The following is a 13,111-nucleotide window of genomic DNA, read 5'->3' on the forward strand; positions in this document are numbered from 1 at the left end:
CCCGGAGCTGTATTTCATCGGGACGAGCCTGGCAAAAGGACCATCAACCATTTGAAATAAACCTAAGGGGGTGGAAGCTGTAGATTTTTTGCAATACTGAATTTCATGATATATACTAAATCTGCTGCAAAAATAACAGCAGAACACGGGAAGGCGCGACCGAAGAAGCACAGACCTTGCTTTCTAGAACAAGAGAAAATTATACAATTTAAACTTATTTTATATCGAACTCACCTTAATTTAAAACAGATATTAATAAATGAAAAAATTATAAGTTCAAGAAAATAACCCCTCTTAATCATCCATATTAATACATTAACATCTTATTATCATGATCATCATATCAACTATAAGTCCTATCATGAGAGCGTAGTTCATTCCACTCATTTGTAGGGGCGAAATAACTCTTATCAGTAGATTTTAAATGCTGTTTTAAAACCTCCTCATTCAATTCAATACCTAATCCAGGAGAATTAAGCGGCAGAATAGCATAACCTTTTTCTATCATTTTTTTACCATCTGTCGTCTTTACCAGGTCTTCCCACCATGGGATATCAACTGAATGATGCTCCAGTGCAAGGAAATTCTGTGTCGCTGCAGCACAATGTACACTAGCCATAAAAGAGACCGGTGTACCTGCCTGATGCATTGCCATAGCTACTCCATATTCTTCGGCATAATCCCCTATCCTCTTGGTTTCAAGCAGACCGCCCGATGAGGCAAGATCAGGGTGAATAATATCCACCGCCCGTGCATGGATCAAAGGCTTGAAATCTTTCAGCAAATAGATATCTTCACCGGTTGTAGTAGGCGTTTCCAATGCATCTGAAATGGTTTTCCATTGCTCGGTATAAGTCCAGGGTACCATATCTTCAAACCAGGCTAACCTGTATTTTTCCATTGCCTTGCCCAAACGGATGCTATTATTCAGGTCAAAATGACCATAATGGTCAGTAGAAATTGGAATTTCATACCCAACCATTTTACGTATTGAATCTACAACTTGAGATAAATCCTCCAAACCTTTTTCAGTGATCTGAATCTGTGTAAACGGATGTGCGGTATTACCATAAGACATCATATTTCGCTGATCCCCCCATTGTGCCAGATCTCCTTTATCATTCTCCCAGAATTTAGAATTCACAACTGTACCTGGTTTCCCTTTTAACTCACTGATTGAGATATCCATTTTCAACCAGGTATATCCCTGATCATTGATCCGGTAATTGATCAGTTTTTTTTGTTCTTCAGGACTTGCAGCTTCAGGTGTATCCGCATAAAGCCTTACTTTATCGCGATATCTTCCGCCAAGTAACTGCCATGCAGGTACGCCATATGCTTTTCCGCATAGATCCCATAAGGCCATTTCTACAGCACAAACGCCTCCGGCCTGACGAGCTGGTCCGCCGAATTGCTTAATCACTTTAAAAATCATTTCTACATTACAAGGATTCCTTCCGAGAATACGGCTCTTTAACATCAGGGCATACCTGACGTCTGCAGCATCCCTTACCTCACCGAGGCCATAAATGCCCTGGTTCGTATCGATACGTATGATCGCTGTTCCTCCCATTACATTTGTGAGGCAATAACGCATATCGGTTATCTTCAGATCCGAAGGGTTAGAAGACCTTTTTACATTTTGCGTTGTATGGGCAATAGTATCTTCAATAGTCAGATTCATCAATCCACCTAAGGCAATACCACCCAAGGCTGTTTTTTTAAGAAAACTCCTCCTGTTGGTGCCGGTCTCCGGATTATTGATTTCAGCCTGCCTTGAAGCAGCATAGAACTTTTCCTCTTCCTTATTTCTGGAAATCAAAGATTGTAAAGTGCTTTTCATATCGTTTAAATTAGAGATTAATAAAATATCAGTGTTTTTTACCCAGATAAGTATCGAGTTGTTCAGGAGTGTACATGGTCTTCCTTGGATACTTTGCCAGCCAGGCTCTGAATTCATTTTTTATTGTCTCAGTCCAGTCCCCATGGATCTCTCCAGAAAGATATTTACCCTGTTTCAGCAATAAACGTTCGAACTCATCACGCAGACCTGTCAGTTCATTTGCCTTGACCAGATCTTCTACAAGATGAGCAGGAATAAATACAACCCCATAATCATTAGCAAATATTATATCTCCCGGAAAAACGGTAACCTCACCAACGCGGATTGGTGCGTTGATCGAAGTTGGGGTCATGTCCCTGATATAAGAAGGATCATGTCCTTTCACCCATGCATTAAATCCTTCAGTATCCCGAAGCTCCTGCATATCCCTGATAGATCCATTAAAAACTACGCCATTGCCTGTTTTGGCATAAATTGAATTTCCCAGGCTTGAGCCAATAAGGGTACCATCCTTCACTTTACCAAATCCATCAGCTACATAAACGTCTCCTTTACTTAAGATATCAATAGGCCAAATATTAAATCCACCACGCTGAGAGCGTCCTTCTTTACGACCCTGTACTCTTACCAGTGTATCAAGATCTGGTCTGGAAGGCATAAACTGTGCGGTAACAACCCGACCAACCATTGTTTGTCCTGATTTTAGAATAGTCCAGTTCTTTTCAACCTGATTTCGGTAGCCTTTATTATTCAGATAACCCCATATCTGTTCGAGTGTATTATATTGTAAACGTTCAAGCACGATCTCAGAAACCAAAGGACGGCCATCCGCCGAACGCTCACCTTTCCATAATGCAGTCATCTGTTGTACATACTCAGAGCTTGAACCAATTCGCTGAGCATAGGATAAAAAACTACTACAAACAAGAAGAACTAAAAGGATTGTTATTTTTTTCATGATTTAGAATTTAATTATTTTTTAAAATTTCAGAATAAAATATTGAGTTGATTAATAATTTATACTCTTTTTTCTTTTGCCACTGCTTCAGCCAGACCCCGCATGTACCCGATAGCAAAAAGGTTTCCCAGAGTCATATATCCTGGTCTGGCATTCTCTTCACCAGCCATAGTAGGAACATGATCAGCACGGATTGGACCTTTAAATCCTATATCGTAATATGCCTTCATGGCAGCATACATATCAATCTGGCCTTCATCATGAAAGGTTTCAGTAAATTTGGTACTGGGTATCACACCACTCAGGTCCTGAACATTTCTGAAATGAACAAAATGAATTTTACCCGCTTTCCCCCATCTTCTAACTAATTTAGGGATATTGGCACCCATCAGAGAAAAATTACCCTGACAAAGTGTAACTCCATTAAATTCACTGGGCATGATTTTTAACATTCTATCAAAATTTTCTACCGTATTCATAATTCTTGGAATTCCTTGAATACTATTAACCTGAGGATCATCAGGGTGTAACGCCAGTTTCATTTCAATTTTTTCTGCCTCAGGTACAACAGCCTTCAGGAAATATTCCAGGTTCTTCCACATACTTTCAGGAGAAACTTCTCCATACTTTGTAAGTGGTCGGTTCTTAATCTCTTCATAATCAAAAGCGGTAACAAGTGCACCGCCCCGACCAGGACGGTCCATTTGTGTCCGGGCCCAACTAATGACCGGCATCCAATTATAACAGATGACATCAACTCCTGAGCGCTTGAGGTTTTTCATGAAGGTTATAAAATTTGCTATTTCTTCATCCCTACCTTCAAGGCCAAGCTTAGTCTTTTCTCCCAAACAAGGTGGCCCTTCGACGGTATTGTAATTTAGTCCAACCTTTTTCCAGGAATCCCTTACCTCCATTATGGCATTATAATCCCATGGCTTTGCATTTACATTTCGTGTGAGCCTCATATCAATTCCAGCGATTGCACCAAACGCTCCCATCTGTTTTGCAAGCTCAATCAGCTGCTTATTAGCTTCCATTCCTGAAAAATAAGCATTACTCATTTCCATGCCTGCATCTTTTGCAACTGAAATTAATTCTAAACTGACAGGCGCAATTTGATTAAGAGGTTTTGAGATAGTTGAATTTATACCACCCACAGAAAGAGCAGCTGCAATTGATGCACTTTTTTTAAGGAAATCTCTGCGATTATCTGTCATGACTACATAAGTTTTGAATAGATGTTGGCAATGCTATTAATAATCGAAGGTCCCAGTTAGATAATTGAACTTTCGATTATGGGGTTCTGATCTTAACTACAATTCTTTTACCAGTCTACTACCGATCCGTCAAGTGAATTGTAAGTTTCCGGATTTTTCCAATCATGACCTATTTTATCAGCCATTAATGCTTCATCCAATTCAACACCCAAACCTGGTCCTTTAGGAATAAGAACAGTCCCATCCTTTTGTAATTTAAACGGGTTTTTTAAATATCCTTCGCCTAATGAAACTTGTTCCTGCACTAAAAAATTGGGTATGCTGGCGGCTAGTTGCAAGCCTGTGGCTAATGATATCGGTCCCATTGGATTATGTGGTGCAATTGGAACATAATACGCTTCGGCCATACCAGCGATAATCCGACCCTCAGTAATACCACCTGCATGACAAAGATCCGGCTGAATTATACTTGCAGCTCCTTTTTCAAGTATTTCCCGAAAACCCCATTTGGTAAAAATTCTTTCTCCGGTTGCAATGGGTATATGTGTACCTCTGGCAATGTCGACCATTACATCAACATTTTGACATTGACAAGGCTCTTCAATGAACATTGGCTGGTAAACTTCAAGTTCTTTAATCAGAATTTTTGCCGTTTGGGGAGAAATACTGCCATGAAAATCAATTCCTATATCCATATCATCACCACCAGCATCCCGTAAGGAAGCAAAATTATCTACTGCATATTTGATAAATCTTGGATTTTCGACAATATTAGCATGAGTTTTTTTTGCAACTGATGTTTTAATTACAGTAAAACCAGCGGCCTTTTGCTGTTTGATTTGCTCCGGAGTACCCGCACGTCCATATACCCTCACGCGATCGCGTGTAGGACCACCCAATAATTCATAGATCGGAACATTTAAAAGCTTTCCTTTAATATCCCATAAAGCCTGATCTATTCCACTTAAAGCGCTTGTAAGAATCGGACCTCCACGATAGAAAGCATGTCTGTATATAGCTTGCCAATGATGCACTACATTTCTGGGATCTTTACCAATTAAATATGGCTCTATCTCTTTTATAGCCGTTTGAATTGTCAATGCCCGACCCTCCAGTAAGGGTTCGCCCAGACCATAAATTCCGACATCTGTATGAATTTTTAGAAAAATCCATCGAGGCTTTACCAGAAATGTTTCAAGCCTGGTAATCTTGACCTCTCCATTTCCTTTTATTTGTTCAAGTGTAGAGGGTGATATTTTATTTCCAACATCTTTTGCATAAGAAGATTCTGGTAAAGCCATAATGCCAATCCCTGCAACCCCTAAAACAGACTGTATCGCAGTGCGACGGGAAATTTCTAATTTCTTTGTGTTAGATTTCATCAGATAAAAATTCTAAAGTAGTATTATTATTTTTTTGTGTATTCAGGTGATCTTGAAATTCAATACTTTAAGTTATGACTAATCTCATCAGCACTAATCGAACCTACTCCACAAAACTATTTAAGGTCAATTTCATAATCAATAAAAATTAAAATAGAAAGTTATTCCGGGTAAATGAGTAGAGCATAAAATCCCATAAATAAGTTTCATAGAGGATAAAAAAGATTCTTCAATAGTGATTGGATAATTTGGTAAAATAATTTACCGGAAAGTGGGCAAACACTTTCCGGAATTCTTTACTTAAAAATCTTTCTTTTAATGTTTAATTACCCTTAAATTAAAAGTTTGAGTCATGTTGTTCAAATTAAATATGATTAAACCTTCATCATTTTAACATAGAGTTGAATTCTCAAGATTAATTCTTTAAAAAAGAGACTATGGTCTTATAATGGTTCCATCTGATTTTCTAACCTGCCAATTAGATTTTGTACCGATAGGATACTTAGCGGCTTCTTTTTCATTCACCTCCACACCTAAACCAGGTACTTCATTTATATACATATAACCATCTTTCATTGTTGGCGAACCGGGGAATATAGCCCTTGATTTATCCGAAATAATAGCTGCCTCCTGAATTCCGAAGTTCCAGATGGCAAGATCAATATGAGCATGTGCCGCGTGACCAACAGGAGAAACATCACCTGGGCCATGCCAAGCGGTTCTAACATTAAACCACTCCCCTAATCTGGCAATTTTCATGGCCGGGGTAATACCACCTATTTGAGAAACATGGCATCTGATATAGTCAAACCATTGATTAACCATAGGCATTTTAAATTCATTAACATTATTAAACAGCTCTCCCATGGCAATCGGCACAGTGGTACTTTGTCGAAGAAGTTTGAACCATTCCATATTTTCAGGAGAGAAAGGATCTTCAATAAAGAATGGACGGTATTGCTCCAGCTGTTTAATCATGTTAATAGAGTCCATAGGCTGAGTATTCTCATGGATATCATGTAATAATTCGACCTCGCCTCCACAAACCCTTCTAACGGTTTCAAACATCTTAGGAACTCCTTTAATATAGGCATACTCATTAATATGACGATCTCCTTCATATCCAAAGCCGGCCACCTTAAAATCAGGTTGTTTAGAATTTGTACCTACACCTCCATAACCACCCTGTTGAATCCTGATATATTTATATCCTTGAGCCATGAATGATTGAACACTTTCAGCAACAGCTTCTGGGGTGTTCCCTCCAGCATGGCCATAGCATGGTATTGCAAATCTTGATTTACCACCTAAAAGCTGATAAACCGGCATATTGGCTCGTTTACCTTTTATATCCCAAAGTGCCTCATCAAGTCCGCTTAAAGCATTATTTAAAACCGCACTATTCCTCCAGTATGAACTTACATAACAGGAATTCCACATGTCTTCGATATTGTCAACATCCTTACCGGCACAGAAGTCATTAAGGTAGTCGTTAATTGCTGATACCACTGCCAGTGCACGTTGTGTAAATGTTGCACAACCATATCCATAAAGGCCAGGTTCAGTTGTCTCAACTTTAACAACAATTAAGTTTGATCCCTGTGGGGCTGTAACAATGGCTTTGACACTTTTAATTTTAACAGGAGCTAATCCCTTTTGATAATTTGGTGTTTCATAATTAGCTGCATTTGCTTCAGCTGATCCGAATAAACCCAACAGCCCGGCTGAAGAACCAAGTGCAAGCATCTTTAAAGCATCACGGCGGCTTGAGGACGCATTTTCTTCTAAATTTTTCATGTTTTATCTTGTATTTAAAGTTTATTTATTATTAATCAAAGAAGTTTTTGTCTTCTTCCGCCAGAAATTTCTTTGCTTCTTTTTCAATAAAATTAACTCCTAATCCCGGTCTATCCCATACATCAATTAAACCGTCCTTTACAATTTGTTTAGGCAGGCCTTCTACTATATCATACCAAAATGGAGCTGCTTGGGTATATTCAAAGGCAATAAAATTCTCCGGCATCGTTGCGCCAACCTGAACCTGTGCGGCTAGACCAAGAAGTCCGTTAAAGGTACCATGGGGAGCTATTTTTATTCCATAAAGGTCGGCATGCTGAGCAACCCACTTCAGCTCTGATATACCTCCCATATCTGCCGGGTCTGGCCCCAGGATATCAATAGCATGCCTGTCTATCAGTTCTCTAAAATTTTGTCTTAAATAGATCTGCTCACCGGTAAATATTGGCAGTGATGTACTTTCTGTAAGTTGGCGGTAGTCGTCTGCCGTCACATAAGGTGTATAATCACCGGATAGCATATCTTCCGCCCAACAAATGTTATAAGGCTCCAATAAATTTGCCATTTTAATGGCGTCAAACAACATAAAGCCAGGTCCGATATCAAGACCCAGGTCAATATCGTCACCAAGTGCAGTCCTCATTCCTTCAACATGGTCAACGATCATTTTATATCCCGTAATTTTCATTGGACCGCGATAATATGGGTTGTCTTTCTTGCTCTCTGAAGATTTGCTTAGATTACTATAGCTGAAGTCGGGATTATTTTTCATTGAGGGTCCGTGAAAACCTAAATTTTCCTTAATGATTTCCCAACCATATCCGGAAGACTTGACCTTTTCTGCCCAGTCACGATAATGCTGAGGTGTTTTACCCTCAACCGTGAACCGTATTCCTTTGCCATAACTGGCATAACAACGCACCTGGTCGCGAACCTTACCGCCTAACAGCTTATAAATGGGAAGGTTTGCAGCTTTCCCTGCGATATCCCATAGTGCCGTCTCAATAATGCTGACAGCACTCCCCCAGGGTTTAAAACTACCCATACGTCTGATCTTCATCATTACACGCTCCACATTGGTAGGATCCTCCCCAATCAAATAATCTTTGTAAAAAAGGACAAATGGTTTAAGGTAAGGCTTAGCAGTTTCGGCTTGCCCATAGCCGCTAATACCTTCATTTGTTGTTATGCGTACCACCGGACTTCCTCCGATTATGGCACACTTAAGGTCTGTAATCTTTAGTGCAGCCTTTGCAGTAGCCATTCCATTTACATACAAAGGAACATCACGAGCAGCAGCATGTGCAGGATTGCTATCAAATAGTCCGAGAAGTCCGGATGCCGTACCTAAACCCAGCATTTTAAGTGTGTTTCTACGCTGAATGCCAAAATCGTTTTTTTCTTTTGTCATAAATTTTGAGTTTAATAAGATTACTTAATTGAATAGTTTCGGATTAATTGAATTTCTCAGTCAAAAAACTTCATATCTTCTTCCGCTAAATATTTCTTTGCTTCTTTCACAATAAATTCAACACCTAAACCCGGGCTATCCCATACATCTATGTGTCCATTTTTTACTATTGGATCTGGCAGACCGGTAATAATATCGTACCACCACTCAGGTGTAGCAACGGAATATTCAAATGCGATGAAGTTCTGAGGCATAACAGCCCCTACATGTACCTGCGCTGCATTACCAATCAGTCCGTTAAAAATACCATGAGGTGCCATTTGAATTCCGTGCAGATCGGCATACTCCGCAATCCATTTTATTTCTGCCATCCCACCTACATCAGCTACATCAGGTCCTATGACCCGTATTGCATTTTTCTCTATTAGTTCACGAAAATTTTGACGAAGGTAAATTTGTTCGCCTGTATGTATGGGCACCGTTGTACTTCTTGTTAATTCAAGGTAATCATCAGCCATGACATAAGGGCGGTAGTCTCCGGTTAGGAGATCTTCCATCCACATCAGGTTATAAGGTTCCAATACTTTACAAAGTCTGATTGCATCAGACAACATAAACCCTGGCCCACAGTCGAGTGCTAAGCCAATCCCATCGCCCAAAACCTTTTTCATTGCCTCAACACAGGCAACAATTCTTTTTAATCCTTGTTCTGTTAGCGGGCCACGATTTGCATGAGGTTGATTGTTGGGTCCAGCTGGATCACCGTAAAAAAAATTGGGTGCTTTTGAGCCCATTGAGCTGTGAAACCCAATCGCCATTTTAATTATGGTTACCTTCTCTTTTGCATCCTTCATACGGGAAACCGTATCGGCATAATACTGTGGATCAATACCGGTATCTTTAGCACTTAGAGGATTTGTTCTTGCAATTCCACCATTATAAATTCTAACACGATCACGCACCTTACCGCCAAGTAACTTATAGACAGGTAATCCGGCAGCTTTCCCTGCCAGGTCCCAAAGCGCCATCTCGATTGCGCTTACTGCAGCTCCCCATGGCTTGAAAGCTCCCATGCGCCTTATCTTCATCATACAGCGCTCTACATTGGTTGGATCTTCACCCAATAGATATTCTTTATAAAAGAGCACGAATGGTTTTAAATACATTTTACGGCTTTCCGCTTGGCCATAACCACTAATACCTTCATTTGTAATTATGCGTACTACCGGGCTTCCCCCAATTATAGCACACCTGAGGTCTGTAATAGTAAGCGCAGCTTTTGCAGGAGTCATTCCTTTTCCATAATAAGGACTATCAAATTTTGAGGCATGCGCATCATTGCTGTCAAACAGGCCCAGGAGTCCGGCGGTAGAGCCTAAGCCCAACATTTTAATTGTGTTTCTACGCTGAACAGTAAAGTTATTCGCTGCTTTTGCCATAATTTTTGCGCTTACTAAAGATCAATTAATTGATTTAATTCAAATTATATCTGGAATTTCTTAGTCAAAAAACTTACTATCCTCTTCGCTCAAATATTTTTTTGCTTCCTTGACTATAAAATCAACACCTAAACCTGGTCGGTCCCAAACGTCAATATGACCATTTTTTACCATCTGATCAGGTAGTCCATCTATAATGTCGTACCACCATTCTGGAGTTGCAAAGGAGTATTCAAAAGCGATGAAGTTTTGAGGCATAACGGCCGCTACATGTACCTGAGCAGCATTACCGATGAGTCCATCATAAATCCCATGAGGAGCCATTTGAATACCATGTAAATCAGCAAATTCAGCAATCCATTTTATTTCGGCCATTCCACCTACATCAGCCACATCAGGCCCAATTACCCTTATTGCATTTCGTTCTATTAATTCGCGAAAGTTTTGCCGTAAATAAATTTGTTCGCCTGTATGAATTGGTACTGTTGTACTTCTGGTTAATTCGAGGTAATCATCGGCCATAACATAAGGGCGGTAATCTCCTGTAAGAAGATCTTCCATCCACATCAGATTATAAGGTTCGAGTGATTTGCAAAGTCTGATTGCATCCGATAGCATAAAGCCAGGTCCACAATCTATGGCCAGTCCAATCTCATCACCAAGTACTTTTTTCATTGCCTCAACACAGGCAATTATTCTTTTTAATCCTTGTTCTGTTAAAGGTCCACGATTGGCATGAGGTGGATTTCCCGGTCCGACCGGATCGCCATAAAAAAAATTTGGTGCCTTACCTGCCATCTGGCTATGAAAACCAATAGGCATTTTTATAATTGTAAAACCTTCTTTGGCTTCCTTAACTTTTGAGACTGCCTGTGCATAATCAGCGGGGTTAATACCTGCTGTTTGACGATATTGTGCAACTGCTGTAGTATAAACCCGAACCCGGTCGCGAACCTTCCCACCCAGTAATTTGTAAACCGGTAGTGAAGCGGCTTTACCTGCGATATCCCATAAAGCCATTTCAATAATACTTACAGCACTGCCATATGGTTTGAAACTTCCCATTCGTCTGATTTTAAGCATACAGCGCTCAACATTTGTTGGGTCTTCGCCAACTAAATAGTCTTTATAAAAAAGCACGAATGGTTTTAAATACTTTTTAGAGGTTTCTGCCTGCCCATAACCACTGATACCTTCATTGGTTGTTATACGTACTACCGGGCTTCCTCCAATGATGGCGCACTTAATGTCTGTAATAATTAAGCCACCTTTTGAGGGTACTTTAATTTCCAGATCCTTCCCTTTCTCAAATGAATCCCCAAAAAGTTTATTACTCATCAGACCGAGTCCTAATCCACTTAAAGTAGATTTAAACAAAAAATCTCTCCGGCTTGCCTTAGTTTGTTCCATAAGATCCACAGATTGGTTTATTGATGTGGCGCGTGATAGAACAACTTCCGATTTAAAAATCGGAAGTTGTTGCTCTATAAAACTGAATTGATTAAAACTTTGACTTATTACTTATCCCACCAAACACGAGTATTTAATTTATCTCCACCTTGCTTTGTAATCGCAGCATTGAGATTCGTTTTGTTGATCGCATACTCAGAATCCGGATAAGTTAGTTTCCGTACAAAGGGTGTAACATCTCTGCCTTGATAAGGATTTGGAGTTAATGCCGGAAATCCGCTTCTACGGAAGTTTGCAAATGTTTCAGGTCCATTTAGAAGTGTCGCTACCCAGTATTGTTCGTTAATATCTCTTAACTCATTTCCAACACTTAAAGGATTGGCTGTAACAAAAGCCTCAATATCAGAATTAGCTATGGCTGATGCAGGTGAGAATTGTGCCATTTCGGCCATATTTGCACGAATTGCATCTGCATAAAGAGCGGCTGCAGTTGGTCCTGTTGTGATCCAGCCCCGAACCCGGGCTTCGGCTAATAATAATTTAGTTTGAGCATTAGTTAGTAAAAACATTGGAGCATCAATTCTGCCCAATCTAAACCTGTCAAGCTGAGAGTAATCATAAAAACTAGCTAATCCATCAAGTCTTGCTTTTGCCACAATTGTTCCATTATCGAAACCGATTGGCATACCTCTTTGAGCTGCCGGAGTAAAATCTGCCCGGGATGGGGCTTGCTGTGGACCGCTTGCCGCACCGACGTACCGCACCGACATAGATCTCAATCTTGGATCGCCTTTCAAGAATAAAAAATCTACAAAAGGTTTAGCCAAAAAATAGTTATTAGCTTCCGAGCCATTCAATAAACCGTTAACAGCGTTTTGGTACAAAGAAGTATGACGGATTACCGCACTTCCGCTATTTGCCTGGATCACGCCACCTGCAACTGCTTTTGCAACAGACTGCTGGGCAAGCGTTGGGTCAACTTTAGAGAGACGCATGCCCGCTCTAAGCATGAGCGAATATCCAAAGGCCTTCCATTGAGCGATATCGCCACCAAATAAAACATCACTGTTATTTCTGGGCTTGGCTGGATCTAAGCCAGCGGAGGCTTGTTCCAGTTCTTTTAAAATATCTTTATAAATAGACTCCTGACTATCATAAACCGGAACTGAAATGTTTTCTGAAAATCCCTTACCTGCTTGAAAATAGGGAATATCACCATAAGAATCTGTTAGAACCATGAATGCATAAGCACGCATGATGCGCGCAGAGTGATAGAGATTTGATCGGTCTGGAGCACCTGGCTTAGTAACCGCTGTTTCAGTGATTACCGAGGCCAAAGACTTAATGACTGTCTGATAGTATCGAACCCAATTTCCCTGGTTACGAACTTTGTTGTCCTGGTTATAATTTCCACCACCAAGCACACCACCAAAGGGAGTTATAATTTGTTGGACAATCGCAAGTTCAAAAATCATTGTTTCTAATGGAACAGAAGAGCCAATTATTGCATTGTTCATTAAAAAAGCCGGATCGAGTGCGATAGGCAACGTTTTATTTGTATTGATTTCCTCAAAGCCTTTATCACAACTCGGCAATAAGCATATTGTTGATAAAAACAGGATGGTATATAAAGTTATCTTTTTCATTTTATTGT

General features: G+C 40.0%; 9 protein-coding genes. All 9 read right to left on the reverse strand.

Annotated features, from left to right (window positions below; genetic code table 11):
* Positions 1–343: 343 nt before the first annotated feature.
* Complete coding sequence (locus tag Q8M41_RS07460; RefSeq protein ID WP_305364624.1) at positions 344–1,843, reverse strand: mandelate racemase/muconate lactonizing enzyme family protein; 1,500 nt, start codon at positions 1,841–1,843, stop codon at positions 344–346.
* A 28-nt stretch (positions 1,844–1,871) separates the two neighbouring features.
* A complete protein-coding gene (locus tag Q8M41_RS07465; protein ID WP_305364625.1) occupies positions 1,872–2,801 on the reverse strand; it encodes an RraA family protein in 930 nt (309 codons plus the stop codon).
* A 59-nt stretch (positions 2,802–2,860) separates the two neighbouring features.
* Positions 2,861–4,018 carry a mannonate dehydratase gene (locus Q8M41_RS07470; protein ID WP_305364626.1) on the reverse strand — a complete coding sequence of 386 codons (1,158 nt, stop codon included), beginning with the start codon at positions 4,016–4,018 and terminating at the stop codon, positions 2,861–2,863.
* Positions 4,019–4,125: 107 nt separating this feature from the next.
* Positions 4,126–5,400, reverse strand: coding sequence for a galactonate dehydratase (gene dgoD / locus Q8M41_RS07475; protein WP_305364627.1), 1,275 nt, complete (start codon positions 5,398–5,400; stop codon positions 4,126–4,128).
* 435 nt (positions 5,401–5,835) lie between these two features.
* On the reverse strand, positions 5,836–7,197 hold the full coding sequence (locus Q8M41_RS07480) for an enolase C-terminal domain-like protein (protein WP_305364628.1): 1,362 nt from the start codon (positions 7,195–7,197) through the stop codon (positions 5,836–5,838).
* 31 nt (positions 7,198–7,228) lie between these two features.
* Positions 7,229–8,608 (reverse strand): mandelate racemase/muconate lactonizing enzyme family protein, encoded by a 1,380-nt coding sequence (locus Q8M41_RS07485; protein WP_305364629.1) that lies wholly within the window; start codon positions 8,606–8,608, stop codon positions 7,229–7,231.
* Between the two features lie 56 nt (positions 8,609–8,664).
* Positions 8,665–10,047, reverse strand: coding sequence for a mandelate racemase/muconate lactonizing enzyme family protein (locus Q8M41_RS07490; RefSeq protein ID WP_305364630.1), 1,383 nt, complete (start codon positions 10,045–10,047; stop codon positions 8,665–8,667).
* Positions 10,048–10,107: 60 nt separating this feature from the next.
* On the reverse strand, positions 10,108–11,457 hold the full coding sequence (locus tag Q8M41_RS07495; RefSeq protein WP_305364631.1) for a mandelate racemase/muconate lactonizing enzyme family protein: 1,350 nt from the start codon (positions 11,455–11,457) through the stop codon (positions 10,108–10,110).
* 107 nt (positions 11,458–11,564) lie between these two features.
* The gene (locus Q8M41_RS07500) at positions 11,565–13,103 is read right to left on the reverse strand and encodes a SusD/RagB family nutrient-binding outer membrane lipoprotein (RefSeq protein ID WP_305364632.1); all 1,539 of its coding nucleotides are present in this window, start codon (positions 13,101–13,103) and stop codon (positions 11,565–11,567) included.
* Positions 13,104–13,111 lie beyond the last annotated feature (8 nt).

Source organism: Daejeonella sp. (assembly GCF_030684675.1).
In the GTDB taxonomy this organism is placed as follows: Bacteria; Bacteroidota; Bacteroidia; order Sphingobacteriales; family Sphingobacteriaceae; genus Daejeonella.